General features: G+C 68.9%; 25 protein-coding genes. 12 read left to right on the forward strand and 13 right to left on the reverse strand.

The genetic code is table 11. The features are described 5' to 3' along the window. Positions 1-5: 5 nt before the first annotated feature. Positions 6-638 carry an AAA family ATPase gene (locus tag QUY26_RS16035; RefSeq protein ID WP_289947182.1) on the reverse strand — a complete coding sequence of 211 codons (633 nt, stop codon included), beginning with the start codon at positions 636-638 and terminating at the stop codon, positions 6-8. Between the two features lie 176 nt (positions 639-814). On the opposite strand from QUY26_RS16035, the gene QUY26_RS16040 reads away from it, so the two are divergent. Together QUY26_RS16040 and QUY26_RS16045 are read left to right on the forward strand one after the other, a co-directional pair. Further along, positions 815-1351: a hypothetical protein gene (locus QUY26_RS16040; RefSeq protein WP_289947183.1), complete on the forward strand. Its 537-nt coding sequence runs from the start codon at positions 815-817 to the stop codon at positions 1349-1351. Positions 1352-1531: 180 nt separating this feature from the next. After that, positions 1532-1861 (forward strand): hypothetical protein, encoded by a 330-nt coding sequence (locus QUY26_RS16045; RefSeq protein WP_289947185.1) that lies wholly within the window; start codon positions 1532-1534, stop codon positions 1859-1861. A gap of 60 nt (positions 1862-1921) precedes the next feature. Here the strand turns inward: QUY26_RS16045 and QUY26_RS16050 are convergent, their stop codons facing one another. After that, the gene (locus QUY26_RS16050; protein WP_289947190.1) at positions 1922-2530 is read right to left on the reverse strand and encodes a hypothetical protein; all 609 of its coding nucleotides are present in this window, start codon (positions 2528-2530) and stop codon (positions 1922-1924) included. 486 nt (positions 2531-3016) lie between these two features. Between QUY26_RS16050 and QUY26_RS16055 the strand changes: the two genes are divergently transcribed. The 7 genes from QUY26_RS16055 to QUY26_RS16085 all read left to right on the forward strand — a co-directional run bounded on the left by QUY26_RS16055 (position 3017) and on the right by QUY26_RS16085 (position 8602). Continuing rightward, positions 3017-4054 carry a hypothetical protein gene (locus QUY26_RS16055; RefSeq protein WP_289947192.1) on the forward strand — a complete coding sequence of 346 codons (1038 nt, stop codon included), beginning with the start codon at positions 3017-3019 and terminating at the stop codon, positions 4052-4054. A 20-nt stretch (positions 4055-4074) separates the two neighbouring features. Continuing rightward, a complete protein-coding gene (locus QUY26_RS16060) occupies positions 4075-4929 on the forward strand; it encodes a hypothetical protein (RefSeq protein ID WP_289947193.1) in 855 nt (284 codons plus the stop codon). Positions 4930-4941: 12 nt separating this feature from the next. Then, positions 4942-5214 (forward strand): hypothetical protein, encoded by a 273-nt coding sequence (locus tag QUY26_RS16065; RefSeq protein WP_289947194.1) that lies wholly within the window; start codon positions 4942-4944, stop codon positions 5212-5214. Between the two features lie 4 nt (positions 5215-5218). Continuing rightward, positions 5219-5707, forward strand: coding sequence for an RDD family protein (locus tag QUY26_RS16070; protein ID WP_289947195.1), 489 nt, complete (start codon positions 5219-5221; stop codon positions 5705-5707). Positions 5708-5912: 205 nt separating this feature from the next. Continuing rightward, positions 5913-6584, forward strand: a complete 672-nt coding sequence (locus QUY26_RS16075; protein WP_289947197.1) for a hypothetical protein — start codon at positions 5913-5915, stop codon at positions 6582-6584. Continuing rightward, entirely contained in the window at positions 6581-7660 is a 1080-nt protein-coding gene (locus QUY26_RS16080; RefSeq protein ID WP_289947199.1) for a hypothetical protein, read from the forward strand. Before QUY26_RS16075 ends, QUY26_RS16080 begins: the two co-directional genes overlap by 4 nt. A 237-nt stretch (positions 7661-7897) precedes the next feature. Further along, the gene (locus QUY26_RS16085) at positions 7898-8602 is read left to right on the forward strand and encodes a hypothetical protein (protein WP_289947200.1); all 705 of its coding nucleotides are present in this window, start codon (positions 7898-7900) and stop codon (positions 8600-8602) included. Between the two features lie 28 nt (positions 8603-8630). Here the strand turns inward: QUY26_RS16085 and QUY26_RS16090 are convergent, their stop codons facing one another. From QUY26_RS16090 to QUY26_RS16100, 3 genes are all read right to left on the reverse strand, one after another. Further along, positions 8631-9263 carry a hypothetical protein gene (locus QUY26_RS16090; RefSeq protein ID WP_289947202.1) on the reverse strand — a complete coding sequence of 211 codons (633 nt, stop codon included), beginning with the start codon at positions 9261-9263 and terminating at the stop codon, positions 8631-8633. Between the two features lie 108 nt (positions 9264-9371). Next, positions 9372-11483 carry a hypothetical protein gene (locus QUY26_RS16095; RefSeq protein WP_289947204.1) on the reverse strand — a complete coding sequence of 704 codons (2112 nt, stop codon included), beginning with the start codon at positions 11481-11483 and terminating at the stop codon, positions 9372-9374. Positions 11484-11532: 49 nt separating this feature from the next. Next, positions 11533-11886 (reverse strand): hypothetical protein, encoded by a 354-nt coding sequence (locus QUY26_RS16100; protein ID WP_289947205.1) that lies wholly within the window; start codon positions 11884-11886, stop codon positions 11533-11535. Between the two features lie 197 nt (positions 11887-12083). On the opposite strand from QUY26_RS16100, the gene QUY26_RS16105 reads away from it, so the two are divergent. Beyond that, positions 12084-12350 (forward strand): WXG100 family type VII secretion target, encoded by a 267-nt coding sequence (locus QUY26_RS16105; RefSeq protein WP_087885380.1) that lies wholly within the window; start codon positions 12084-12086, stop codon positions 12348-12350. A gap of 154 nt (positions 12351-12504) precedes the next feature. Here QUY26_RS16105 and QUY26_RS16110 read toward each other — a convergent pair whose 3' ends face one another. From QUY26_RS16110 to QUY26_RS16120, 3 genes are all read right to left on the reverse strand, one after another. After that, positions 12505-16962 (reverse strand): FtsK/SpoIIIE domain-containing protein, encoded by a 4458-nt coding sequence (locus tag QUY26_RS16110; RefSeq protein WP_289947206.1) that lies wholly within the window; start codon positions 16960-16962, stop codon positions 12505-12507. A gap of 78 nt (positions 16963-17040) precedes the next feature. Next, positions 17041-17493, reverse strand: coding sequence for a hypothetical protein (locus tag QUY26_RS16115; protein ID WP_289947207.1), 453 nt, complete (start codon positions 17491-17493; stop codon positions 17041-17043). 119 nt (positions 17494-17612) lie between these two features. Next, on the reverse strand, positions 17613-19466 hold the full coding sequence (locus tag QUY26_RS16120; protein ID WP_436840510.1) for a protein kinase domain-containing protein: 1854 nt from the start codon (positions 19464-19466) through the stop codon (positions 17613-17615). Between the two features lie 275 nt (positions 19467-19741). Here QUY26_RS16120 and QUY26_RS16125 point away from each other — a divergent pair, with 275 nt between their 5' ends. Continuing rightward, positions 19742-20797 carry an alpha/beta hydrolase gene (locus tag QUY26_RS16125; RefSeq protein WP_289947210.1) on the forward strand — a complete coding sequence of 352 codons (1056 nt, stop codon included), beginning with the start codon at positions 19742-19744 and terminating at the stop codon, positions 20795-20797. An 89-nt stretch (positions 20798-20886) separates the two neighbouring features. Here QUY26_RS16125 and QUY26_RS16130 read toward each other — a convergent pair whose 3' ends face one another. Then, a complete protein-coding gene (locus QUY26_RS16130) occupies positions 20887-21699 on the reverse strand; it encodes a menaquinone biosynthetic enzyme MqnA/MqnD family protein (protein WP_289955752.1) in 813 nt (270 codons plus the stop codon). Between the two features lie 376 nt (positions 21700-22075). Between QUY26_RS16130 and QUY26_RS16135 the strand changes: the two genes are divergently transcribed. Then, entirely contained in the window at positions 22076-22279 is a 204-nt protein-coding gene (locus tag QUY26_RS16135; protein WP_016645643.1) for a cold-shock protein, read from the forward strand. Between the two features lie 712 nt (positions 22280-22991). Here the strand turns inward: QUY26_RS16135 and QUY26_RS16140 are convergent. The 4 genes from QUY26_RS16140 to QUY26_RS16155 all read right to left on the reverse strand — a co-directional run bounded on the left by QUY26_RS16140 (position 22992) and on the right by QUY26_RS16155 (position 26798). Beyond that, a complete protein-coding gene (locus tag QUY26_RS16140; RefSeq protein ID WP_289947215.1) occupies positions 22992-23807 on the reverse strand; it encodes an ABC transporter ATP-binding protein in 816 nt (271 codons plus the stop codon). Then, positions 23804-24868 carry an ABC transporter ATP-binding protein gene (locus QUY26_RS16145; protein ID WP_436840511.1) on the reverse strand — a complete coding sequence of 355 codons (1065 nt, stop codon included), beginning with the start codon at positions 24866-24868 and terminating at the stop codon, positions 23804-23806. Before QUY26_RS16145 ends, QUY26_RS16140 begins: the two co-directional genes overlap by 4 nt. Positions 24869-24963: 95 nt before the next feature. Beyond that, positions 24964-25842 carry an ABC transporter permease gene (locus tag QUY26_RS16150; protein ID WP_289947218.1) on the reverse strand — a complete coding sequence of 293 codons (879 nt, stop codon included), beginning with the start codon at positions 25840-25842 and terminating at the stop codon, positions 24964-24966. Beyond that, positions 25839-26798, reverse strand: a complete 960-nt coding sequence (locus tag QUY26_RS16155; RefSeq protein WP_289947219.1) for an ABC transporter permease — start codon at positions 26796-26798, stop codon at positions 25839-25841. The genes QUY26_RS16150 and QUY26_RS16155 overlap by 4 nt, the downstream gene beginning before the upstream one ends.

A 26798-nucleotide genomic window follows, 5' to 3' on the forward strand; every position in this document is an offset into this window, starting at 1 on the left:
TCACCTCAGTCGAACCGCATGTGCTTGACCCCGGTCCAAGCCCGCCGGAGCCGCCCCCGCACGGCACTGTCCGTGTTCGGTGCGAGGGTGAGCCCCGCGGACGCCGCGATCCGGTCGGCGCTCCGGGCGACGGAGACGTGATCCGTCCACATCTGCTCGGCGAACTCCGGCTCCCGCAGCCGCTCCAGGCACAGGTCGAGCTTCGAGACGGCGAAGCTCTCGCGCCGCAGCGGGGCGTCCCGCCCGCCGACGACCCGCACGACATGCCCGAGCCCGCGCTCGCGCAGCCGCTTCAACACGGTGCGCCGGTCGGCGAGCAGCGCGAAGTGCCGTACGTCGTGACCCCGTTCACGCAGCCGGCCGACGGTCTCCTGGAAGTACGCGGGCTCGACGACCGTCATCGGAACGATCACCGTCCCCTCGTGCTTGGCCAGCGCCAGGTCGAGCACGTCGTACACCGCCTGCCGCCACACGGGCAGATCCTGGAAGTCACCGCGCAACGCGGGCGGCAGCATCCGGTGCAGCCCGAACCCGACGTACTCCGGGTCGCACACCACGCTCCCGGGCAGCCGCCGCTGGATCTCGAACGCGGTCTGCGTCTTGCCGCCACCGAAGGGGCCGTTGAGCCAGAGAAGCATGGGGCGACGGTACGCCTGCGTCGGCGTCCGGGTCGGCGTCGGGCCGACCGCCTCCTCGCGCTCAAGCCGTTCGCGGCGTTCGCGGCGTTCGCTCTGGCGAAACATCGAACCGTTTGAGTAGCGTCGGATCGCCCCCAGCGCCTCTTTACCGGGTCGGACCCGACAAGGAATGGAACATGACGTACGTCGAGAAATCACCCAAGATCTGGTCCGGTGTGTGCATCGGTATCTATCTGGCCGGAATTGGCTATATGGGGGTCGAAACCCTTCCCGAGGACTTCGGGGTCTGGCTCGGCGTTTCCGGACTCTTTCTCCTGTTGCTGCTGCCGTGCCTCGCCGTACCGATATCGAAGCGGATCTATCACCGCATCGAGATCGACGCGACCACACTGCGCGTCGGCCGCGAGCGGCTGCCGCTGACGGACATCGACCCCGCGTCGGTCCGCGCCGCCGCCCAGGGCCGGCTCCCCAGCGCACCGCAGCGCTACGCCACCTCCCTGAACACGCCCGACGTCCTCTCCCCCGACGCCCGGGGCAGCCACGCCAACCCCCGGCTCGTGGGCGGTGCCTGGGGGGTACCGATGGGCATGGACACCGTGGTCATCGCCACCCGGCGCGGGGAATTCCTGACCGTCGCCACCCGCGACCGCGCGGCATTCCTGCATGCCTTGTCCGCACCCCTGCACCCGGTCGCTCCGCCCCAGCAGTACTAGTCCGCGACTGCTCGGCCGACTGCTGCCCGGCTGATGGGCCGAGCGATCGCCCGGGTCGGTCGCGGGGGGCGTCAGGGACGATGAAATCCAGTCAGTAGAGTCTGGCTGGCCAAGTCCGGCGCGCTGCCGTGGACGGCCCTTCCCCGGAAGGGGCGGGCGGCGGGCGGGACCCGTCCACCGATGGGAGACATCGAGTTGCGCACGCTTTCGCTCGCAAAGCGGTCCATAGCCGTCGGGGCCACGAGCCTCGCCGTGCTCGCCATGACCGGCACGGCCCACGCCGCCCCGGCCCAGGCCCGCGCCGCCGCCCCCTCGTGCGTCAAGGTCAAGGTCGACAAGGGGATCATCTCGCAGACCGCGTACGTCACGAACAAGTGCTCGTCGACGAAGCGGGTCAAGGTCCGCTGGTCCTTCGCCCCCGACTCCGGCTGCAACACCCTCAAGCCGGGCCAGAAGTTCAAGACGAAGCGGGGGCTGGCGGCGCAGTTCGACGGGGTGCCGTTGTGCTGAGGCCGCCGGGGTGACGCCCGCGGGTCCAACTGCCGGCCGGAGCCCTGACCAGGGCACCGGCTAGTAGCTGGACTCCCCGGGGATCGGGTCGAGAACCCTGCCGATCAGCCCCGACACCCGCTCCGACGCCGTGAGTTCACGCGTCTCGATGTGCTCGAAGACGATCGCCAGGGCCAGGTCCAGCGTGTCCGCCTCGCCCGTCACCGCGCCGAAGCTGACGTGTCCCTTGCCCCGCGGGTTCTTGCCGCGGGTCATGGTGATCTCCACGCCGGGACGGCTCAGCGTCGCCCCGCGCTCGAAGCCCGCCACCACGTACTCGTACGGCCGCCCCTGGCACGTCATCCGCAGCGCCCGCGCCTTGTTCCGGAGCGCCTTCGCGTTGAAGTCGAGCGGTACGCGCTCACCCGCCACGTCGAACCGCGCGTTCCGCAGGCACGGCTTGGCGGGGCCCACTGTCCGGAACACCACGTCGGGCATCCGCTCCCCGTACAGCCGCGTCTCGTACTGCCGGTGGCCGCCCTTGAGGCCGGGCTTGCGCCACTCGACCTCCACGGTGACGTCCCCGAAGGAACCCACCGTCCCGGTCAGCCCGTGCACCTTCGCGGCGTGGCCGGGCAGCTTCTTGCCCCGGTACCACTCCAACTCGAACTGGAAATCCGCCACTCTCACGCCCGTCCGGTTCAGCACAGGAACACCTTGATGTCTCCCGTCGGCCTGAGTGCTCCAGCACCGCCCCCACCCCTTGCGAGACGTCACGCTGAGGCGGCCTGCTCCTGTCGTCCGCCGACCCTACTGAATAGACCCACCTCGCATACACCTACCCAACTTGCCCCATTTGCCCGGACAATCGACTCGCTTTGCCTGAGAGCTCACAGAGATCGCTCTGGCGAAACCGCTGACCCCTTGAGTACCGTCTTATGGCTCGCAGCACCCTCATCCCCACCGCGACAGTGCTCGCGACCGGGCAGAGGGAAGAATGAACAAATGCAACGGATTACGGGGGTATCCATGCACAGGTCACTCACTCGGCCAGGCCATGGAGCGCTCGTACGTGCCTGACATCCATACGCACACGGAGAAGACGCACAAACAGCACCATCCGCACTGACGCAGGGCACACGAGCGCACACCAGAGAGCCATCGAGGAGTAACACAGTGGGCTTCAAGGGAATGGACGACGTCCAGGCTCCCAAACTCGCCGCGGCCGTCGACGTCCTGAACGGAACGCTCACCATCCAGGGCGGCCTCATCAGCGGCATTCTCGCGAAGTGGGAAGCCAAGGCCGAGGGAGTCTCCGACTTCCCCAAGAAGGCGAAGTGGGCGGAGGACGAGGCCAAGGACATCCGGCGCCGTCTCGGCATCTCCAAGGACGATCCCGAGGCGGTCCTGACCTTCGCCAGCCTCGCCGGCGCGCTGGAGACCTGGCGGGAATTCAAAGAAGGCACCCTCAAGGACATCAAGACGCCGCTCAAGGTCCTCACGATCCCCACGGCCATCGAGGCGTCGATCCACCTCTATCAGCGATGGGCCCAGGGCCAGAACGTGGCCGGCGCCCGAGCCGTCTACGAGCTGAACAAGTACTTCGGCGTGGCCGCGGACCGCCTCAAGAGCAAGCGGGGCGAACTCCTCAAGGAGCTCCTGAAGGACCAGAAGATCCGCAACTGGTACAAGGAGCCCTGGAAGTGGCAGCAGGCCGTGCGGCGCACGGCCATGCGACTGAAGATCCCCTTCGCCTCCAAGCTCTTCGGCAACGCGCCCGGCATGGGGTTCCTCGCGAAGCGTGTCCTGCTGCCGCTGAACATCGTCAGCGGTGTCAAGGAGATGTTCCTGCCGACTCACAAGGGCGCCCAGGGGTGGGTCGACCGCGGCATGGGCTTTGTCCAGGCGGGTGGTGCCGTCGCCGTGCTGGGCGGCGCTTCCGCGGCGACGGCCCTGGGAGCGTCCGCGGCCGTCGCCGCGGCCGTTCCCGTGGTGGGCTGGGTCGCGCTGGGAGTCGCCGGCGCCTACTTCCTGGGCAGCTGGGCCTGGGACAAGTGGGGCGACGACATCAGATCCGGCGCGAAACAAGCCTGGAACGCCACGAAGGAATGGGGCGGAAAAATCAAGGACAAGGGCGCCGAGATCGTCAACGGGGCCAAGAGCGCAGTCACCAATCTAGTACCCAACGCCGTCAAAAAGTATAAGTTCTGGTAAGCGAGCATCGGACGCAAATCATGCAAAGCCGTGAAATGGACATGGACCTCCAGGAATTCCGGGCGATCCTGGGCGAAGCGCTCGCGGAGGGCGGCTCACAGCCGCTCCTCAGGCTCACCGACGAAGAGATCGCCGTCCTCGATCCCGACTCGCTGGCCGACTGCGTCGCTCCGACCCCCCGGCTCACCGAACTCTCCGGCCAGGAGCGGGAGTGGGTGTACGCCACCGCCCTGCGTTCCCTCGTCTCGCGCGAGGTCGTGGAGGTCGCCAACATCGACGAGCTCGATGCCCTCCTCCGCTCCGGCACGGGTGAGGACGGCGACGACAGCACGTCCGAGCCTTCTGGCGTCGACATCGACATGCGCATCACCCCCGAGGTGAGCCTGGCTCTGGCTCTCCGGCGAACCGCCTCCCGGGCGCTTGCCGTCGAGCAGCACACCTCCAGCGGCGTCGCCCATGCGCTGGTGTACGTGCACGCCGAGGATCTGTACATGGTGGAGCGCGTCACCTCCGGCGGCCTCCACATGTTCACGCTCGCCGCCTCCGCCGGCGACGCGGCCGAGATGGTGCAGCTCTTCGTCGACCCCTTCGACGTCGCCGACAAGGACGGCCGCAGCGAGCAGCTCACGCCGGAGCAGATCAGCACCGAGAACGTGGGCCGCCCGCTCAGCGAAGCCATCAACTCGGCCATGGTCGTGGGTCAGACCGTCGTCCTGGCCGACGCGCCCGGCCCGCTCCTGACGACGTACGCGACCGACAAGGCGGTGTGGACGGTCTACGTCGAGAAGCCGCAGGCGGCATCCGGCATCACGGCCCGCGCCGTCGGCAAGAACACCTTGAAGAAGATGATCACTCAGCTGATCAGCCCGAGCTGACAGGGAGGCGACATGTCACGAGAGAGCGACTGCCGCGAAGACGTCCGCAAGCTCAAGCAGTACGCGGACGAGCTGGAGCGTTCGGTGGACAACGTCCAGACCCTCAGCGGCACGGACACCTGGAAGGGTCCGAACAGCGAACGCTTCCGGGGCGAATGGGGCACGCACAAGAAGCAGATCAAGGATGCTGTGGCCAATGCCCGGGCCGCGATCGACAGGGCGCTGAAGCGCGTGGAGAAGGAAGAAGCGGACAAGAAGAAGGAGAAGACAGGGAGCGGTGGCTGACGTCATGGTGACTCAGCGGTCAGGCGCCTCGCGCGGCAGGGCGCCTTCCCTTCCGGCCCCTCCTTCTTCGGCTCGCAGAATCACCGCCGCCGTGCTCGACGCGCTGCTCGCCCTGGTGTGCGGGCTCACCGCCGGCGCCGCGGCGGGAGTCAAGGTGGTCGATGGTGTGGTCGAGCTGCGCCCGTCTTCTCCGAGCGTGTGGGGGGCGGCGGTCGGCGCGCTCTTGGCGGTGTCCTTCGTCAACCACGTCCTGCTCACGCTGGCCGCCCGGGCGAGCGTGGGCAAACTACTGACGGGCTTGCGCGTGGTCCGCGTTCCGGACAGCGACGCTCCCGCCTCCCTCCGCCGTCCCCCCTTCCTCCGCCTCATCGGCCGCTGGCTCTTCGGCTTCTACTGGACGGTGGTGTTCGTCCCCATCCACCTCGCCGCCGACAGTGATGTGGAGCAGCAGGACGCCGTGGGGCTTCGGGTGGTGCGGCGCCACGCCTCATAGCGCTGGCAAACATGCGTGCAGAGCACCATGACCCCGGAAGCCCCCAGGAAGCCGGGGTTTCCCAGAGCGCTGTTCTTCGCGTCACGACACGGTGACAGTCCTCCAGGATGCAGCAGCTTGTCCCGCTAACAACCCTGGCGGAAGCAACTCCCGCACAGATAACGTCAGCCCGTTCGAGACAGCCTCGCCCCACCGGGAGCCGACCGTGAACCGCCGCACGATGCCCGTCACCGCCGCGCTCGCCGCGACCGCAGCCCTGCTTCTGACGGGGTGCGGCGGCGGGGACGACGGTGACTCCAAGGACGACAAGATCGCCGGTGCCGATCAGGGAGCGGAGAAGCCGAAGAAGTCGGCCGAGCCGTCAGGCGCGCCCGCAGGGGACAAGCCTGACGGCGTAGACGTATCCCTGCCCAAGGACATGAACTTGGTCTTCGACTGGGACAAGCCGGGCGACAAGAACGAGGCGGCCGCGATGGCCGACGCCGCGAACTTTTTCCGCGCGATCTACCGGGGCGTCGACAAGCGGACGGCCAAGGACGCAGCGGTACCCGCCTACGCCACGGGCGACGGACTCCACTACGCGGAGACACAGATCAAAGAGTGGATCGACGGCGGCTGGACCGCCACCGGCACCCTGCGGCACTACGAAGCCACCACACGGTCCACCACGAACGGCAACGCCGTAGAGGTCGCCTTCTGCGCGGACTCCAGCAAGTTCTACGGCAAGGAGATCAAGACCGGGAAGGTCCTGAAGACCAAGAACAGCATCAAGGACTTCGACTATTACAAGATCGCGATGGTCAAGGTCCCCACCGGCAAGGACCTGTGGCAGGCATCCAAGGTGTTCGTGGAGACGAAGGCGGCGAAGTGCCAATGAGCAGAACACGGTGGAGTGTCCTCTGCACCACGGGCCTGACACTCGCCCTCAGCGCACTCGTCCTCACAGAATCCGCTCACGCGGGCAAGCCAGTCGGTTCGGACAAGGGCGCCGCCCAGGAGCAAGAAGGCGGCGGCGACGAAACCGGCATCTTCGCCGCCGCGAAAGTCCACTACTCCGGCGCCGTAGCCAAGGGCGGCGGCAGCGGAAACGTCACCTCCGCCGACGTCAACTGGGACCCCCCACCCTGCTGGTACGCCCCCGCGTACGGCGCCAAGGAATTCAAGAAGAAGATGACCGCGAGCCTCAAGGAGCAGATGGGCGCGCCGGGCATGGGCGGCCACGCCGGAGCCGCATTGGCCGAGACGCAGCGGCACTACGAGGACGGCTACGGGTGGGCCGACACCCCCGGCTACAAGGACTACAACGTCAAGAAGGACGGCGAGGGCATGTTCTGGGCCGGCGTCGAGAACCCGGACGAGCCGGACTACCTCAAGCGGACCTCGTGCAGCGACCTCCCGTTCTGGGTCGACAACGGCGAGGCCCCGCCACCCCAGTACGAAGAGGCCATCACTCCGGAGATCCTCGCGGCGCTCGCCTACCAGCACATGAAACTCCCCGACACCAAGGTCACGCTCGCCCCCGACGGCACGACCAAGGTGAACCTGCCGACGTGGGCCTGGCTCGACCGCGCCACGTTCGACGAGGTCAAGGCGACCGCCGCCATCGACGTCCCCGGCTTCCACCTCCAGGCGACGACGACCGCCACGCCCAAGTCCCTCACCCTCGACCCGGGCACCAAGGACGCCACCACCATCCCCGCAGGCGGCGAATGCCCCATCGTCGACGGCAAGATCGGCGAGCCCTACGCCAAGGGCAAGTCGAAGCAGACCCCGCCCTGCGGCATCCTCTACCGCCGCTCGTCCAACGGCGACACATTCCCCCTGAAAGCCTCCCTCACCTGGGAGATCAGCTGGACGGGCACCGGACACTCGGGGCCGACCGCGATGCCCGACGGCACGATCGAGGCCGTCCAGGACGTCACGGTCGAGGAAGTCCAGTCCGTCAACCGCTGACCGGCCACTGAGCTGGACCGAGGTCGCCGCGATCTCTGGACGCTCGTGTCACTTCGCAGACTGGAAAGCATCCTCTCCTGCGAACTTCCACTCCTGCAGTACGGCTACGCGCTCACACGCGAACTCGTCCGCAGCAGACATGCTGGCAGGAAGGCCCAGAGTGCGCCCTGGCACTCGCGACCCCGCGGCTGTTGGATACCCCACCCAGCCACCATTGAGGATCCCAAGGAAGACCACATGCCAAACGCCGGGACCCCTTCAGATGAAACGCCCTACGTAGGCGAGCCAGCAGGACCCAATGCGCGGCAACTGGACCAGCCCATCGACTGGGCAGCCACCAGGGAGCGGGCAGCCTGGCTTCGCAGACGCCGCAAGATGATCGGTGGAGCCACTGCCGTTGTCCTGGTGGCCGGAGCCTCGATCGGGGTCTGGCTCTCAACGAGGAATGAAGAGAAAGCACCCGTCAAGCACACAGCCGAGATGCCGACCGGCTTCGGTGACTATCGGCTCGCAGGCAAGGGCGACAAATCTCTGTGGTCGGCGACGCACGGTGGCGACAACCTCGACCCGGCCAAAGAAACCGCACACGCAACTTACGTACGCCCGGGCAGCAGCAAATCCTATATGGTCACACTGGAACTCGACCCGCCCGTCGACGTCTCCGATCCAGGCGAAGACGACGACGTTGTGTCCGCACTCCTCAATACATCTGTCGATTCGGGCAAGGTGCGAAGCTACAGCCCTGGCTCCATCGGCGGCACGCTTCGATGCGTGGAGTACGGCGTCGCAAACACGACCAGTTCACGCTGTGTTTGGGGCAACGACGCGGCCACTGTGACTGCGCAGCCTGTGATCACCTCTGGCCCGCGCCCGAAACCTGATGAAACGGCCAAGGACGTCCGGGCCTTCCTTGCGAAGCTGCGTATCCGTCCAGTGAAGTGACGCGCGGCGAAGTGATCGTGCACTCAAGTCACTTGACCGTCTCCGCCAACTTCTGACGCTGTGCGTCGACAATCTTCTGCGGCACAGGGACGAGCCTGCGCCAAGAAGCGTGCTGAGCCACGATGGTGGTCAGAGACGCCCCCTTCTGCGTCACTGCATAGCGGCGCTTCAGACTCGACTGATACTCGACCGAGAATTCGACTCCCTCGTCGCCGAGACTTACCTCTCCAGCAGTCACACTGCTGACCTTCGATGCCAATCCCGAAGACCCAGTCTTAAAACCAGAATTACAGGCAGAAATCGCCTTCTTCAGATCCTTCACGGTCCGCTTGGCCACTGAAGCCGACTCAACGCTAGAAATTGTGAGAATATACTCAGCCGTAGGAGCCCGGGAACCTTCGGTATTCTTGATGATGTGGCTCGCAGCAAACCTATTCTCATAGGCCAATGCTTCGGGATCCATCGCATTGACAATCGGCTGACATGACTTCTTGTCAGCACGCACCAAATCCCTGTTGCCAGAACCAGATTTTTTGCTGATCTTGTAACCCGGCATGTCCCCCTGCGTCAATACAGCGCGTGAGAGCTGGGCTCGACTCAGCGGCTTCGACGATGCGGATCCCTTTTCGTCACCACATGCCACCGCAGCCAGCAGCAGCACAGAAATCAACATGGCTGCGACGGCCTTATCCCGGCCATTTCTCATTGCTCCCCATCCCGGCGCTTTAGTCGAATATTAACTCTCGGGACAACGGCCCACGTCAATGTCCTACTGATCCTGTCCGGGGTAGTCCCGAGCGTTCCGCCCCTTCGAGAATTCTGGCCATGCCGCAGCCACAACGGCGGGGTCCCGTAGCCACTTGTCGTAGGCCGTGCGCTCAGCGCGCGTCATGTCACCGGTCTTCTTGATGCTGCCGTCCTCGCCAAGGAAATTACCGTCACCCTTTGCATATTCTTTCGGGTCACCCGTATACCGCTTCGTCTCCGTCACCCCATCCTTGACACGATAAGTGGAGACGGTAACTTCTTTCACATTGCGATATTCCCAGGCGTTGTTGGCGTTCAGCTGATAGTCGCTTTGCCAAGAAAAGTCAGCCGTGTTCGCCTTAACTCCCTTGAATGCGTTTTTGAGACCTTCAGGGGCATCATTCTCATCGACTTTCACCATTTCATTGAGCCAGCGCGTCGCGGTTCCTGAGCCGAGGCCCCATGCGACTCCGACAGCCGCCCCCTTGGCGCCGGCGACACCCGCTCCTCCTGTTGCGCCCAGAGCCACCTCACTGGCGGTATCAATAATTTTCCCGCGAAATCCATTGGTTTCCGATACCCACTTGTCAATATCTCCTTCAAGCTCTGTGGTTGTCTCCTTGAATGATGCCGAATAGAACTGCTGCATCATGCCTCGCTCCATGGCTTCATACGAGCCTGCGTCTTCGTTGCTCTCGCGCGTCGCATGCTCGTGCGCGCTCATCCTGCCGTTCTCGACCTGGAACAGCGCACTGATCGTGCCAGCAGCCTCGGGGTCTCGTGCCGCTTCCACCACGAGAGCACGCCAGAACTTCTCGGTCGCTTCAAGCCCAGGGCGGTTCCTGTCCTGACCACTCAGATATTCGTTGAGGTTCCATTTAGTGGTTCCCTCGAATTTCTCCTCACCCTTCGCCTTGACATCGCCTCCCCAGAGCGCATTGCCCACGGGCGACGTGACCCCGTGCTTCATGTCGTCCCAGTAAGCTGCAATGATGCTCGCATAGAGAGCCTGGGTGCCAGCGATCGGATGCATTCCCTTGGTGTCTTTACCATTCCTGTGATGGTAATTGTCGAAGAGAATACGAGCCGTGTTCTTTTGGGCGAGGGTCGGGTTTTCCTTCTTCAGTGACACTGTCCCGGCGTTGACCATATCGAAGAAGGCTTTTCCGCGCTCCTTCGGTTCATCCACCTGCCAAGGGCCGGTTTGATAGAAGGATTTCTGCACGAAGTCGTAATTATGGTCGACGACTTCACCGGATGCCTCATTGTTGCGCGAGATGGCCGCAAAGAGCTGCTGGTAGCCGTCCTTCCCCCATTCGCCTTCCCCCAGTCCACCTCCTTTCCCAAAGAAGCGAAGCTCGTCCCCCTCTCCCTGCTTGTCCTTCTGGAACACACGGTCCCCAAATGCGACCAGGAAGTCCTTGTCGTGCGAGCCGCCCTTGAGGAGGGGAGTCAGGAAGTCCGGCCGGAATCCGAAGTCGTCCGCCGGCGCCGAGTCGTCGAACCACTTGTTCCACGCTGCCTGCTTCGCCTTCGGCGACTTCCCCTCGAAGGCGACCTTCGTGAAGGTGCCGAAGGTTTCCGCGATGATCTGGCGGTCCTTCTCCCGTTGCTCGGGGTGCTCCTTGTACTGATCGTTGAAGCGGTCACCCATTTCGTTGGACATCAGCAGCAGGTTCTTCGAACCGACTTCGCCGTAGAACGACTTGATATAGTCCGCGTCTGCCTTGTTGGCGCGCAAATCCGCGAACATCTCCGGCGTGATCTCGTCCCCGTTCTCCAGCTTCTCCTTGAACTTCTCGCCCAGCTTCTTGCCGTCGGCCTGCGACTTCTTCGTCGCGCCGACCATGCTCTCCTTGATCTGTACCATTCCCTTGTAGCCGTGTCCGTACTTCTCATCCTCGGCGATGGAAAGGTGGTGTCGGCGCCTGAGCATGGGGATTTCCTTTTCGACCCAACCGGCGATGGCCATCAGCTCGGTCAACGGCGCGGTGCCGACGCCGTACTGTTCGAAGCTCGATTTGATCTGCGATACGCTGGACTTGATCTTCTCCTGGTCCTTGTTGAGCGAGCTGATCGTCTTGGACAGTTTCTCCGGATCGATCCCAGAGAACCCATCGCCGCCGTTTCCCATCAAACTCTCCCCGTTTGGGCCTGAGTGTTGCTCGGCTCACTGAAATGCACTACATGTACTGCATTTCCTTGTTCATCATCCGCGCCCTCGAAGCAGAGACCTTCGCCGGAAGCTCGTCGATCCGGCTCTGCACCGCCGGGATGAGCTTGTCGATCTCCCGGATCATGCGGCTGCGGTTGCCCTGGATCTCGTCATGCCATTTGTTGGCCGTCTTGCCGACCCAGGACTTACCTGTCTTACCGTCCCCGCCTACGTCCTGAGTCGCCGCCTTCAGGCACTTTTTGAGCTCTTTGACCTCATCTACGAGATTGGTCTTCAATGTCTCCAGGCGGGTCCTGTAGGGGTTAACAACCTGCGGCTCTTCATCCGCACCCTTGCCTTTGCCCTTACCGTCGGCCCCCACTGCCCCTCCAGCGCCTTGTCAAGTCGCGGCCATCCGTCAGATTTCCCACACTTCTTTGCTTGAGAATACGGAACCGCGAACGCCTGCAGCAAGGAGTCAACTCGCCCATGACGCGGCCACCGCATTGCGATAGCATCGGCCCCGCGTACAGGCGGACGAACGGTTCGCTCTGTTTTCCACACACGGGGAGGCAAGCCATGTCGCTCAAAGGCGCCGATACAACTCGGCTGCGGACTCTTTCCACCACCTTCAAGACTCAGCACGGCAACCTCGACGATCTGATTCGTGCCATTTCGACGGGTACGGCGAACAGCGAGGAGTTCTGGAAGGGCCCGCGCGCCAACCGATTCCGGGATGAATGGGACAAGCTGAAGCCGCAGCTGACGAACTTCCTGACGTCGCTGGAGAACGCGCGCAAGGAAACGAACGACGCCGCCGACGCGAACGACCGGATCAACGACTAGTCGAAGGCCGGGCGGACCGGGTCGGGCCAGGGTTCCGACCCAGGTCGTCATTTCGCTTCGCACATACGCGGAGGGGCCGGGCAGCACACACGCTGCCCGGCCCCTCCGCGTATGTCTGCCTGCCCTGCATGTACGCACGGGGCAGGCACACTCATCAGTCCGGCAACACCGCCTGCGCCGGCACGGCCTCCCCGCCCTGGACGAACAGCCCGCGGCCGGTCGGCCCGCCCGCGGCGCTGTTCGACGACAGGCGGATGTTGAACATCTCGCCGTCCGCCGACCCCTGCGGCGACAGCAGCAGCCCGTTGCGTGACCTGCGCGCCTGCACGACGAACCCCCGGTACTGCGAGGACAGCGTGTCCACGGCACCCGCCGCGATGAGCCCGAGACCGCCGTCCATGCCGCGCCGGAGTGCCTCCTCGAGGGCCTCGTCCAGCGGGGTGTCGTAGATCAACTCCGCGTCGTCGACGACGATCGCGTACGGACCTCGCGCGCTGCTCGTCAGCGCCTCCAGGTCGTCCGACGAGCTCTCCCCGTCCAGCGCGCCGAGGACCCCGGGCATCGCGGCGAGGTCCCGCAGCGGCGAGCGCCGCGGCGTGATCAGGACGACCTCCGTGCCTCGCCGCAGCAGGGACGTGGCAGCCGTGATCAGGGTGCTGGAGCGGCCCGACTTCGGCGGCCCCGAGATGACGAAGCCGGGTCCTGCCTCCTCCAAGTCCATGCCGAGCGGCTGCAGTTCGTCCCCGCCGACGGCGAAGAGCGTCCACAGCGCCGACGGCGCGGTGAAGTCGGGCTGCAGCGCCATCGCTTCGGACGCCTTGATCCTCGCGGGCAGCACGTCGACACGGATCGGCCGCTGGGACGGGTTCGGCCTGGCGGAACGCTCCGCCGCCGCGCGCGCGATCTCCTGCAGGGCGGCCACCTGCGCCTGGCCGTTCGGGTTCTCGGCGAGGAGAGCGATCTGGCTCTCCTGCACCCCGTCGTCCGTGGCCTTGAGCGCGCGGCCCGGAGGTACGTCCTTGGGGATGTCCTTCGCCGAGATGCCGGCGTACGAGTAGTCCGCCGAGTCGGCGAGCCGCAGCACGAGCCGCTCGGCGAAGGAGCTGGAGATCTCCCCCATGAGTCCGCTGCGGTCCGTGCCGAGGACGACCTTGACGCCGACGGCGGCGCCCTCGCGGAACAGCCTCTTCGCGGATTCGACGAGACGGCCGTAGTCGTAGTTCTCGAAGGCCACCCGGAACGCGTCCCAGCCGTCGATCAGGACGACCATCCACGGCAGCCGTTCCCCGGGTTCGGCGTCGGCCCGCTGTTCCGCGGCGCTCGACTGCCCCTTCTCCGCGAGCAGCAGCTGCCGCCGCGCGATCTCGTTGAGCAACCGGCCGAGCAGGCGATCCACGCGGGACGTCTGGTCACGCGTCACCACCGCCCCGCAATGCGGCAGGTTCGCCAGTGGAAGCAGGGCGTTGGCGCCGCAGTCGATGCCGTAGATGTGGACGTCGCTCGGGTCGCAGTGCTGCGCGAGCGTCCCCGCGATGGTCCGCAGCGTCGTCGACCGGCCGGACCGTGGACCCCCCGCGATCATCAAGTGCTCGCCGTCCGCAAGATCGAGGGCGAGCGCCGCGCGGGCCTGCTCGGCGGGCAGGTCCGTGAGGCCGAACGCCACGGGCGCCACCGGGTCGCCACCCGCGGGCCGAGGCGGGGCGGGTACCTCGTGGGCCAGGATCTGGGTGGGGATCGGCGGCAGCCACGGGCTCCGCGGCGTGGCGCAGCCGAGCTGCCGTGCCCCCGCGCCGATCGCGTCCACGAGCACGGCCAGGTCGGTGACCATCGTGCCGTCGTCGCCGTCGTCCTGGGCCATGCGCGGCGGCGGATGCCCGTACGCCACCCAGCTCAGGGGGTTCACCGAGACCTGGGGGGCCATGTCGAGGCCGGGCCTGCGGCCACCGATGCGTGCGGACTGGACGCCGACGAGGGACTGCGCGCCGGACCGGACGTAGCAACGGCCCGGCGTCGCCTTGGAGATGCTGCCCGAGTCGGGGGCGTCGATGACGTCCCGTGACTCCTCGCCGTTGGTGACCCGGAGTGCGATCCGAAGGTTCGTGTTGGCCCGGATGTCGGCACTGACGACGCCCGCCGGACGCTGGGTGGCGAGCATGAGGTGCACCCCGAGGGAGCGGCCTCGCCGGGCGATGTCGACCAGGCCCGCGATGAAGTCGGGCAACTCCGCGACCAGCGAGGCGAACTCGTCGATGATGATGACGAGGCGCGGCATGGGCTCCAGCTGGGGCCGCAGCCTGCGGGCGTCGTTGTAGTCCTCGATGTCCTTGGTCTCGGCTTCGAACAGAATCTCCTCGCGGCGCCTCAGCTCCGCGGCGAGCGAAGCGAGCGCGCGCTCCGTGAGGTGCGCGTCGAGGTCGCTCACCATGCCGACGGTGTGGGGCAGTCGCGCGCAGTCCTGAAAGGCGCTGCCGCCCTTGTAGTCGATGAGGACGTAGTTGAGAGCGTCCGGAGTATTGCCGACGGCGAGCGCGGCGATGATCGTCTGCAGCAGCTCCGACTTACCGGCACCCGTGGTGCCCGCGATCAGGGCATGGGGGCCGTCCCGCCGGATGTCCAGGACGAACGGGCCGTCCGCGGCGAGGCCGATCGGAACCGCCGTCGTCGCCCCGCCCCGCTGCCAGATGGCGGCGATGTCCGCGCCGGTCGGGTTCGGCATCTCCAGGAGGCTCAACAGCCGTGCGGCCGTGGGCAACGCGCTGTCGGCATCGTCCCGGCTCACGTCACGCACCGGCGCCATCGCGCGGGCGGCCCGTTCGCACCACTCCACCGAGACCTGGTCCGCCAGGACCTCCCCCGCCGCCTCGTAGCCGTACCCGCGCAAGTGGACGCGGGTCGGGGACTCCGGTGTCCAGCACACGGCGGTGCGGCACTCCTCCGGAAGCAGCCGCTCGTCCTCGTCCACGCACAGCGCGAAGATGCCGACGGCCGGGCCCTCCTGCAGGAGCTGGGGCACGCCGGGCACCCGGCGCAGCAGCCGGGCACCGTCGAGGACGAGCAACACCTGGGCATCGGGGCGGAGCACGTTCAGGCCGCCGTGCTCCTTCGCGGCTTCCTGACGACGGGTGAGCTCGGTGAGCAGTTCGGTGACCCGGCGCGAGATGGTTTCGGCGTCGGTGCCCACCAGGGCGATGCAGTTCTGCCCCAACTGGGGGCTGGTGTGCGGAAGCCACTGCGCCCAGCTCCACTGCTCCGCCGCGTCCTGCGCCGAGGACAGCACCACCAGGGAGAGGTCACGGGGGCTGTGCAGGACCGCTGCCTGCGCGGCCATCCACCGTGTGGTGGACACCGCGCGCGGGCGGTCGCCGGCTATGCCGACCACGCCGAGTTCGGCGAAGGGCAGGGTGAGGGGCACGTTCGTCACCACGGGAGGCTGCGGCTCTTCCGCGTCGGCGGAGGCCGTGCGGTGGTTGACCAGTTCGATCTCTGCGGGGAGGTCGCTGAACCCCACCCTGAGGTGCATCGCGTCGGGGTCGGTGATGCGCCGTTCCCACAGGCGGCGCCGCGGCCCGGTGGCGAACAGGAGCAGCTGGCCGGGGTCCGGATAGGCCTCCCGCCGACGGCGCTGGTCGAGTTCGCCGAGCCGCTCGACCTCCTCCTCGTGCTTGGCCTTCGCCTCCTTGTACTCCTTCATGGCGGCCCGGTACTTCTTCTTCCCGTGGCGCCGGTCGCTGAGCCACTGGCCGAACATCATGAGGGGCGACAGGAGGCAGAAGAGCAGCATGTAGATCGTCTTCGTGACGAAGTACATGCCGACGCCGAAGAACAGCGGCAGGATGGCCGCGATGAGCTGGAACCGCTGCGCTTCGTCCTTGACCGGCGGCGCGGGGACGATCAGCCGCGGGTTCGGCCGAGGGGAGGTCAGCCGGGGCGGACGGTTGTAGGCGAGGCCGCCCTCGCCCGCGGGTGAGAGGTGCGCGTCGGGCGGCCCTACCTCGGAGAGGCTGAACAGCGACTCGCCGGACTTCAGGAGCATGCCCGGCTGCCACGCCTGCGGGCCGGACACCGGCTGATCGTCCATGGTCAGCAGGGCGCCGTCGCCCGGGACGACCGTCACCCGGCCCTGGACGTCGACGGTCACCTTCGCGGCCACGGGCGCCAGATACGGGTCCTGCACCGGGAGAGTGGCGGTGGGAAGCGACCCGATGGTGCCGACGCCCGCGGCGAGCCGGGCCACACGGCCGGCGCCCGCGCCGCCGCTGACGGTGACCTCGTAGCGGCCGACGGGCTCGCCCCTGACCATGAAGGGACCGATGGCCTCGTCGGTGGTGAGGCGCGCGCCGTCCCGCAGCTCGCCGATGACCGGCGCTTCGGGGGCGCAGTACCTGCCGTCCACCCAGAGCCCGGTGCCGGCCGCGGCGGCCGCCGGAGGCGCGGGGGTGCGGCCCGTGATCGGTACGACTTCGGGGACGGTGAAGACCGGGAAGCCCTCCCGGCGCCCCCGGAGCCGGTCGAGGGCCGCGGCCACTTCGGCGGCGGTGGTGCCGTCGTCGACGCTGAGCATCACTTCCTGTGGCGCCGCTCCTTCCTGGACTACGGTCGCCCGCACTCGCATCGGTACGTGCCCCTCCCGTTCAGCGCTTACTGAGTTGACCTGCATCGACCCGCTGCGGGCAGCGGGGTTTCCCTGTTCCTACGGGATGTCCGGCAGCGTCTCCACGGGGACGCCGGGGGCGAACGCGCCCACCGCCTCCGCGAGTCGATGCGGGTCCAGCGTCCACACCGCGATGGCCCTGCTCGCCAGGAACAGCTCATGGGAAACGTGTGGCGCCAGCTTCGTGGTCTGCTCGCGGCTCAACCGCGCGTTGGGTCCAGGAAGAACCGATGTGCCCGGCTTGCAGCGAACACCCACATATCGCATGGGATCAGCGCCTACGACCTTGTGGCTCCACAGAACGACCGACTCGATTTCCGACCAGGGCACGAACGCCTTGTGACGCTCGTACTTCGCAGGAGCACCGCCCAGGGTCACTCCTCGCTCATCGACGCGGAGCGCGACAAGTCGCCTTTTCCACGCACCGCTCAGGATTTGGATCGGCGTCCAGACATAGAGGGCTTCGTACACCGCGGAGTGGTCTGAAGACATGCGCGGATCGTATTCCGTCCCTCGATTCGCCATAACCCACCCCCTACCGGTTCGCAGTCATGAACACACTAACGTCCGGCCGCGCGGGCAGAAGAGCGTCCGGGAGCCGCCGCGGGCCCTCACCCGACCTTCTTCAGCCGCGCCGCCGGATCCCCCGCCTTCGGGTCCTCGGAGGTGTACTGCAGCTCGGAGGACCCGACCGGTCGCAGCCGCACCGTGTGGGTGGCCTGGGAGCACTGGCTCGGGTTGGACTTGTCGCCGACGCCGGTGGCGACGAGTTCCTTGGCCGAGGCCGACTTCAGGGTCAGGTTGTCCACGCACGTGTCGCCGATGAGGTCCGTCTGCGTCACCGCGCCGATGCGGTCCCCCGCCTTCGGCACCTGGCGCACGGTCACGTCGAACGTGCCGAGCGGTACGAGGCCGTCGCGCGCCGATGCCTTCCCGCGCCACTTGCCGAGGTAGCGCGCGGGCACAGCGCCTTCGAGCGCCGAGTCCCCCGCGCCGCCCGTCGCGCTCGGCTGCTTCCCCGCCGAGTCCTTGGCGCCGCCGTCGCCCCCCGGCAGCAGGTTGAACACGAACACCGACCCCACCGTGACCGCCGCGAGCGCCCCGGCCACCGCGAGCGCGACCGTGCAACTCACCCTGCGCCCCCGGCCGTCGGGCCGTGCGGGCGCCGAGGTCGCCGCCACGGAGAGCGAGAGCCCGCCGGAGGGCGGTGCGTCGGCCGGCCCCGCCTCGGACGCCGCGGGCGTCCCTCCGCCGTGCGGCGCGGGCGCGCTCCTCTCGTCGTGCGCGGCCGACGGCGCCGGGAAGCCCTGCGGGGCCGACTGGGCCGCCCGTGCTGACGGCATCGGTGGTGCCTGCGACGTCAGCGGTGCCGACTGCGCCGAGAGGCCCCCTTGCCCGTACGAAGCATCCGGCGGCCCGAACACCCCGGCCACAGCCCCGGTCCCGACGCCAGCCCCAGCCCCGGCCCCGGCCCCCGAGCCCGCGCTCTCCGCCGTGAACGGCACCGGCCCCGACAGCGGCACCGGCGCGGCGCCCGGCCCGGTCCCGGTGCCCGCGTCGCCTCGGTGATCCACCTCCAGGTCGAGCAGGCGCACCGCGCTCCGGCTCACCCGTTCCACCACGGCTCCGGGCAGCCAGCCCGCCGCCACCAGCGGTGCCGCGCCCTCGGGGGCGAGGCGGCGGGCCAGGTCGGCGGGGGCGGGGCGGGCGGCGGGGTCCTTGGCGAGGCAGGCCGCCACCAGGTCGTGGAAGTCGCCGGTGAGGGCGCCGAGTTCGGGCTCCTCGTGGACGACCTTGTAGAGCAGCGCGGCGGAGGAGTCGCCGGGGAAAGGGGTGCCCGCGGTCGCCGCGTACACGAGGACCGCGCCCAGGGAGAAGACGTCGGCAGCGCCGCTGACGCCCTTGCCGAGGATCTGCTCCGGGGACATGTAGCCGGGCGAGCCGAGGGAGACGCCCGTGGACGTGAGGGACGCGGTGCCGTCGGTGGCGCGGGCGATGCCGAAATCGATGAGGCGGGGCCCGTCCATGGTGAGCAGGACGTTCGAGGGCTTCACGTCGCGGTGGACCAGGTCGAGGCCGTGGACGTGTGCGAGGGCCTCGGCCAGGCCCGCGCCGAGGACCCGGACGGAGTGCTCGGGCAGCGCGCCGCCGTCCCGCACGGCCTCGGTCAGGGAAGGACCGGCCGCGTACGCCGTCGCCACCCAGGGCACCGGCGCCTCCGGGTCGGCGTCGAGGACGGGGGCGGTCCAGTCGCCGCCGACCCGCCGCGCCGCGTCGACCTCGCGCCGGAAGCGGGCGCGGAACTCCTCGTCGAGGGCGAAGTGCGGGTGCACGACCTTCACGGCGACGGTGCGGCCACCGGCGCTGCGGCCCAGGTAGACACGTCCCATGCCGCCGGCGCCGAGGCGTCCGAGCAGCCGGTAGGGGCCGATGACGGCGGGTTCGTCCGCTTCGAGCGGGTGCACGGCGAAGGCCTCCCCCAGACGCGCTGATCGCATGCCCACATGGCGCCCGCCGGTCCGTGCCCCCGGCCGTCCGCCGGTGTCCGCCGCGTGCCCGTGTCGACGGCCAGCGTAATGCGGTGGGGCACACGGGCGCGCGGACGGGAACGCTCCGCACCCCGGCGCCATCTATCCATCCGTAAATGACCGTATTGCCCGTGTACGCCCACCTGGATTGCCCCGCTTCTCGACCTCTCCGACCTCCCCGTCCGCCTGACTCCTCGATCCCCTGGAGCGCCATGAACCGCCGCCCGGTCCGCCCCGCCATCCGTCCAGCCTCCCGTCCCGCCACCCGCCTCGCCGCCCTCACGGCCGCCGCCGCGATGGCAGCCGTGCCCCTCACCGGTTGCTCGTCCGACAAGCCCGAGCCGGTGAGGTTCGACGACCCGAAGGCGTCCGCGTCCGGGAGCACGGGAGCCGCCCAGCGGGCGAAGGCCGACGGCAGCCGCATGCCGACGGGGCCGCGGGCGGACTTCACCACGGAAAGCACGCTTGAGGACGGCACCAAGATCGGCGTGACGACCCTGCGCGGCAAGAAGTCGGGGTTCACCGGAAAGGTATGGGTCTGGGCGCCCAAGCAGTATTTCGACCCGAAGTACGCGCGCAGCGGCTTCCCGGTCCTCATCGCGCTGCCCGGCGGCCCCGGCTATCCCAATAACTATTGGATGGGCACGGACCTGAAGCTGGAGAGCTCCATCGCCAAGTGGTCACGGCAGGGAAAAAGCCTGCCGTTCGTCGTCGTGATGCCCGTTCTCAATCCCGATGACAAGTTCTATTACGACGGAAGTGACATACCGGGGCAGCCGCGAATGGGCACCTGGATGACGGAGGACGTACCGGATTTCGTGAAGGCGAATTTCCGCACCTTCGACTCGCGCGACGGCTGGGCCTTCATGGGTTCCTCCTCGGGCGGATTCGTGGGCCTCAAGTCGGTCCTCAAGCGCCCGGACCGGTTCCGGACGGTCATCGCGAGCGGGCCCGACACGGTGCCCGACTCACCCCTGTGGCGGGGCCACGAGGCCGAGCGGCTCGCCAACGACCCGGGGCGGCTCGCCCGGCGCCTGACCGCGCGCGGCGGCCCCGAGGTCGACATCGCCTTCCAGGTGGGGACGGCGGAATCCGGCCAGGCGAACCTGCGGGCGTTCATGAAGGAGTACGGAAAGGGCCCGGTCAAGACGCGTCTGAACGTCATCCAGGGCGGCGGCCACAACGCCCGCTCGTACGTGCCCGCGATGGCGGACGGGCCGATCCAGTGGATCAGCGAGCACATGAAAGGGCCCGTGCCGAGCGCGTGAGCCCCGTTCGGATCCCGGCGGGCGCACGCCGCAGGGCACGGGCCCGGCCACGGGTGAGGGCTGGGCACGGGCCGGCCACGGGTGGGGCTCTACGGCCTCAGCAGCTCCACCTTCACGTCCGCCGGGAACCCCGTCGAAGGGCCGACACGCCGGGCGAACTCCGCCACCCCCGCGAGCTGTGGCGCGCCGAAGCGGAAGTCCAGCGTCGTGAAGTACCGCTCGAGCACGCCCGCGTCGAAGGCCTCCCAGCGCGCCGCCTGCTCCGAGACCTTCGCGACCTCGTCCAGGGACAGGTCCCGGGACGAGAGGAACGCCTGGTGCACCTCCCGTACGACCTCCGGCTCGCGCGCCAGGTAGTCGCGCCGCGCCGCCCACACCGCGAAGACGAACGGCAGGCCCGTCCAGTCCTTCCACATCCGGCCCAGGTCATGGACCTCCAGGCCGAGCCGCGGGCCGTCGATGAGGTTCGCGCGCAGCGCCGCGTCGCCGATGAGGACGGCGGCGTCCGCCTCCTGCATCATCAGACCGAGGTCGGGCGGGCACGAGTAGTAGTCGGGCCGTACGCCGACCTTCTCCGCGAGCAGCAGCTGGGCGAGGCGCACGGACGTGCGCGAGGTCGAGCCGAGGGCGACCCGCGCCCCGTCCAGGCGGTCCAGGGGCACCTGCGACACGATCACGCAGGACATCACCGGGCCGTCGCATCCCACGGCCAGATCGGGGAAGGCGACGAGGTCGTCGGCGTTCTTCAGGAACTCGACGAGGGTCACCGGGGCGACGTCGAGATCCCCGCGCACCAGCTGCTCGCTGAGCTTCTCCGGGGTGTCCTTGGTGAGCTCGAAGTCGAGCAGAGTGCCGGTCCTGGCCAGGCCCCAGTACAGGGGCATGCAGTTCAGGAACTGGATGTGGCCGACGCGCGGCCTCGCGGTGCGGGCTGGGGCGGCCCCGTCCGAGGCCCCCCCGTCCGAGGTGTCAGCGGGAGAATTGTCCACATCGGTGAGGCTAGCCCCGTCGTGGCGCGGCGCTGTCGCCGGGGGCCCGGGCCGCCCCTCGTCAACCCTCCTTGAGATCACATCAAACCTCCGGGTGACGTGATCTTGATCCCTATTGCTTCCCGGTGCCTGCGTGCTAAGCTCACCGCAAGTTGCAGTTTGGTTTCCCTTGCAGTACAGAGCCTGCGGAGCATGTGACCCGCGGGCTCTCGTCGTTTTCAGACTTTTGCAGTTGTTTCAACAATCGCAGGTTCTGGAGCAGGGCAACCCTTTGGCCCAAGGAGGGCTTATGGCTACCGGAACCGTGAAGTGGTTCAACGCCGAAAAGGGCTTTGGTTTCATCGCCCAGGAAGGCGGAGGCCCCGACGTCTTCGTTCACTACTCCGCGATCAACGCCAGCGGTTTCCGCTCCCTCGAGGAGAACCAGGCCGTGACCTTCGACGTCACGCAGGGTCCGAAGGGCCCGCAGGCGGAGAACGTCACCCCCGCCTGATCGCGGTGGGTTGATCCGGAACGGAAGCAGTACCCAAGGAGCCCTGCGCCCCCACGTTCGTGGGGGCAGCGGGGCTCCTGCCTTTTTCTGGCGGGGGCGCCTTCTTCTGGCGGGGGCGCCTTGGTGGGCGTGGATCAGCGCTGCGCGCCTCGTCCTCAAACGCCGGACGGGCTCTCTCCCACCCACCTGCACATGCCCCCCGCCGGCCAGCTGCCCAGCACCTCAGCCCCGAAAGCGTTGCCCTCGTGCCAGCGCTGCGCGCCTCGCCCTCAAGCGCCGGACAGGCTCTCTCCCACCCACCTGCACATGCCCCCCCGCCGGCCAGCTGCCCAGCACCTCAGCCCCGAAAGCGTTGCCCTCGTGCCAGCGCTCCGCGCCTCGTTCTCAAGCGCCGGGCGGGCTTTCTCCCACCCACCTGCACTTGCCCCCGCCGGCCAGCTGCCCGGCACCTCAGCCCCGAAAGCGTTGCCCTCGTGTCGGCGCTGCGCGCCTCGTTCTCAAGCGCCGGGCGGGCTTTCTCCCACCCGCTCGCCCGAACCCTCACCCGGGCCCGCCCAGTAGCCCGGCACCTTCAGGTCCGAAGCGCCGCGCCCTGCCGACGCTCCACGGGCCCGCGCCACGGCCCCTTTCAGCCCGCACCCCGGGGCCCCGCGCGGCGGAGCCGCACAGTGACACAGCCGGAGAAGGGCGGGACCGGGGAGCCCCGCGAGGGCTACGTCGGGTACAGGGACTCGCGGGCGCGGGCCGCGGCCGTCGGGTCCCAGCCCTCGGTGGGTACGGAGGCCAGGAGGAGGCGGGTGTACGGGTCCTCGGGGGACGAGAGGACCCGGGGCGTCGGGCCCCGCTCGACCACCGTGCCCCCGCGCATCACCAGGACCTCCTCCGTCACGTGCCGCACCACCGCCAGGTCGTGGCTCACGAACACCAGCGCCACCCCCGTCTCCGCCCTGATCTCCGCCAGGAGCTGGAGGATCTGGGCCTGGATCGACACGTCCAGCGCCGCCACCGCCTCGTCCAGGACGAGGATCCTGGGGTCCACGGCCAGGGCCCGCGCGATGGCCAGGCGCTGACGCTGACCGCCCGACAGATCCCTCGGGCGGGCGTCCGCCTCCCTCGCGCCGAGGCCCACCCGGTCCAGGAGCTCCGGCGCCTTCGCCTCGCTCCTGCCGTGCAGGCGCAGGGCCGTGCGGAGGCACTGCGTCGCCGTCAGGCGGGGGTCCAGGGAGACGTAGGGGTCCTGGAAGACCATCTGGATCTCCCTCGCCCTGGCCAGGCGGGCCGCTCTGCCCCTCGGAGGGCGCGGAGGCCTCGCCCTGCCCGCCACCGTGATCGTGCCGTGGTCCGGGCGGACCAGGCCCACGAGCATTCTTGCCACGGTTGTCTTGCCCGAGCCGGACTCGCCCACGATGCCGAGGGCTCCGCCCGGCGGGACGGTGAAGGTCACGTCGGACGCGGCCCGGTGGGAGCCGCCGCCTGACAGGGGGTAGGTCTTGCTCAGGCCGTCCGCCTGGAGGAGGTCCGACTTCATGCGTGGCTCACCTTGTCCGTGTCGGCGCCGTGGGACGGGGCTGGGCCCACAGGGGGATCGAGCAGCAGGGCGCAGGCCGCCGTGCCGCCGTCCGGGAGGGGGGCCGGGGCCGGGAGCCAGGTCTCGCAGCCTTCCTCGGCGTCGGGGCAGCGCTGGGCGAACGGGCAGCCCGGGAAGGTGTCCGAGAGGGACGGGGGGCGGCCCGGGATGGGGTGGAGGGGGGCGGGGGTGTCGCTCAGGGTCGGGGAGCAGGTGAGGAGGGACCGGGTGTAGGGGTGGGCGGGAGCGGTGAAGAGAGCCGAGGCCGTGCGGGACTCGACGACGCGGCCCGCGTACATGACGTACACGCGATCGCTGTACGCGGCCGCCAGGTGCAGGTCGTGGGTGATGAAGAGGAGAGCGAGGCCGTGCTCGGCGCGCAGGGCGCGCAGGAGGGCGAGGATGTCGGCCTGGGTGGTGACGTCGAGCGCGCTGGTCGCCTCGTCGGCGAGGAGCAGCCGCGGCCGGGCCGCGAGCGCGCCCGCGATGACGACGCGCTGCAGCATCCCGCCGGACATCTCGTGCGGCCGCTGCCGCACCCGGCGGGCCGGGTCGGCGAGCCCCACGGAGGCGAGCAGTTCGACCGCCTCCGACCTGCTCGCGCCGCGCTCGACCAGGAAGTCGCCGACGCGCCGCACCGGGTTGAGGGCGGCTCGCGGGTCCTGGTGGACCAGGGCGACGCCGTCCGCGCGGTGGGCGCGCAGGCGTTCGCCGGTGAGGCCGAGGACTTCCGTGCCGTCGAAACGTACGGAACCGGAGGCCACCGCCCCGGCCGGGAAGAGCCCGAGGGCGGCCTTCGCCGTCGTCGACTTGCCCGACCCCGACTCCCCCACCAGGGCCACGACTTCGCCGGGCGCGACGGTCAGGGACACCGAGTCGAGGACCGGGCGGGCGGCGCCGGGAAGCCGCAGGGTCAGGTCCGCGATCTCCAGCAGGGCGGGGCCCGGCCCCCGTTCCCGCCCCGCTCTCCGCAGGGAGCCAGGAGCCGCCGAGGCGTCGGGCACCCCCGCGGCGTCGGGCACCGCCACGGCCTCGGCCACCGGAGCAGCCTCGGCCGTCGCCGCGACCCCGGCCTCGGGCACCGAAGCCGACGTACCTCCGGAACAGTTCTCGCTCATCACTGCCTCCCCAGGCGGTCGGCGGCCCAGACGCCGACGACGTTGAAGCACACGACCACCAGGGCGATGGCCGTGCCGGGCACGAGTGCGGGCAGCAGCGCGCCCTGGACGATCGCGGTCTGTCCCTCCTGGACCATCAGGCCCCAGTCCGAGGACGGAGGTTGGGCGCCGAAGCCCAGGTAGGAGAGGGTCGCCAGGGACATCAGGGCCTCGCCGAAGAGGACGACCAGGTAGCCGAGGACGGCGCGGGCCAGGTTCGGGACGACGTGGGCGGCGCAGATGCGCGGGCCGCCCATGCCCTGGACGCGGTAGGCGTCGACGTACGGCTTGCGGGCCTCCGAAAGGGCCAGGGAGCGCGTGTACTTGGCGACGGTCGGCGTGAAGGCGAGGCCGAGGGCGAGGACGGAGGTCGTCATGCCGGCGCCGAAGACCGCGATGATCAGGACGGTGAACAGCAGGCCGGGGAAGGCGTACATCACGTCCGTGAGGCGGGAGACGAGGACGTCGACCCAGCCGCCGCGCCACGCGGCGAGCACGCCGAGGCTGACGCCGAGGACGCCGGCGACGGCGAGCAGGGCAAGGGGGGCGACGAGGCTGCTGCGGGCTCCGTACAGCGCCCGGGAGAGCAGGTCCTGGCCGGAGGAGTCGGTGCCGAGGAGGTGGTCGCGGCCGGTGCCGACGAGGGAGGAGGAGAGGTCGATGGTGTCGGGGGCGTACGGCGCGAGCAGGGGGGCGCACACGGCCGCGATGACGACCAGGGCGAGGAGGGTGCCCGCGACGAGGACACCGACGGGGCGGCGGCCGCGGACGGCCGCGAGGGCCGGGGCCGGGGCGGGGTCCGAGGCTGGGGCTGGGGCTTCGGTGGGGATCGCGGTCATCGGGCCGCTCCTTGGACGCGGGGGTCGAGCAGCGGATGGACGGCGTCCACGAGCGTCGTGACCACGATGTATCCGGTGACCATGAGCAGCAGGACGGCCTGGGCGACGGGGAAGTCATGGGTGTTGATGGCGCCGACGAGCAGCGAGCCGATGCCGCTGAGGCCGAACGCGGTCTCCACGACGACGGTCCCGGCGAGCATGCCCGCCATGACGAGGCCGCACATGGTCACGATGGGGCCGAGCGCGTTGCGCAGGACGTGCCTGCGGACGATGTCCCGCTCGGGGACTCCGGAGGCGCGGGCCGCCTCCACGTGGTCGGAGGCCGCCGCGTCCACCATCGCCTGCCGGGTGACCCGGCTGACGAGGGCGAGCGCGCCGAGCGCCAACGACAGGGCGGGCAGCGTGAGATGGCGGACCGTGTCCAGGAATCCCGACCCGCTCCCCGTCACCGGGAACCAGCCGAGCCGCACCCCGAAGAACGACACCAGGGCGATGGCCGCGACGAACGACGGCACGGAGGCGGCGAGCGTCGTCGCGCCCACCACCGCCGAGTCCACCCACGTGGACCGCTTCACGGCGGCGAGGACGCCCGCGCCCACGCCGAGGACGACGAACAGGACGGTGGCGTACAGGACGAGTTGGAGAGTGGTGGGGAAGCGGGCGGCCACCAGGTCGGCGACCTGGTCGCTGTACTTGAAGGAGCGGCCGAGGTCCAGGTGGACGCAGTCCCACAGCCAGCGGCCGTACTGGACGAACAGGGGCTCGTCCAGGTGGTACTCGGCGCGCACCTGCGCGAGCCGTTCCGGCGTCAGCTTGTCGCGGCCGCCCGCGAGGAACACCGCGGGGTCGCCCGGCGCCGCGTACACGGCGGCGAAGATGACGAAGGAGGCGGCGAGGAGCGTCGCGAGCACACCGCTGATCCGGCGGCCGACGCGGAGGACGAGGCGCAGTGCCAT

It is taken from the genome of Streptomyces flavofungini (assembly GCF_030388665.1).
GTDB lineage: Bacteria > Actinomycetota > Actinomycetes > Streptomycetales > Streptomycetaceae > Streptomyces > Streptomyces flavofungini_A.